This is a genomic window from Neisseria sp. 19428wB4_WF04, assembly GCF_015235335.1.
Classification (GTDB): Bacteria; Pseudomonadota; Gammaproteobacteria; order Burkholderiales; family Neisseriaceae; genus Neisseria; species Neisseria musculi.
In genome coordinates, this window is the sequence record NZ_JADGLG010000141.1 from 1 (window position 1) to 652 (window position 652).

Sequence of the window (652 nt, forward strand, 5' to 3'; positions counted from 1 at the left end):
CCTTATCTGACGGGCTTTTCAGCGTACCCGATAATGTCTATATCGAAGACGGCAAGTTAACCATCATCGACAAAGATACTGGCGAAGTTCTCACGGAAAAAACTCCAAATCCGAGGGCGGAACGTTGGGCTTTGAAATCAGTGGTCAACAAATTAATGCCGAAATCTCGAACATCTAAATGCCATCGTTGGCGAATACCTACGCAAAAACCTACTGTTTATAGAAAACATGACGCAGAAAAGCCTAGGGCGTTTTATGGTGGTCTAGAAGTGTGTGCAAATGTTTGGGCTTGCCCTGTTTGTGCGGCTAAGATATCAGAGAGAAGAAGAGAAGAGCTTAAAAGAGCTATTGAAGAAGCTAAAAGACAAGGGCTTCATGTTTCAATGCTGACTTTAACTGCCCCACATTATAAAGGAGATGATTTAGCTGGCTTGCTTAATAAAATGACTTCAGCTCAGACGAAGTTATGGAAAGATAAAGCAGGCAAGAGACTAATAGAAACCTATGGCATCGTAGGGAGAATTCGGGCGTTTGAAGTAACCTACGGCGAAAACGGTTTCCATCCACATTTTCACATCTTGTTATTCACTGAAAGACTTTTTGAACCATCTTCCATGTCTGAAGCGTTTTATCGCGTTTGGAAGCATTGTTG

General features: G+C 42.2%; 1 protein-coding gene. It reads left to right on the top strand.

The features are described 5' to 3' along the window. The coding region (locus tag IR141_RS12680) for a protein rep (protein ID WP_167743227.1) at positions 1-652 on the top strand (652 nt) is incomplete at both ends.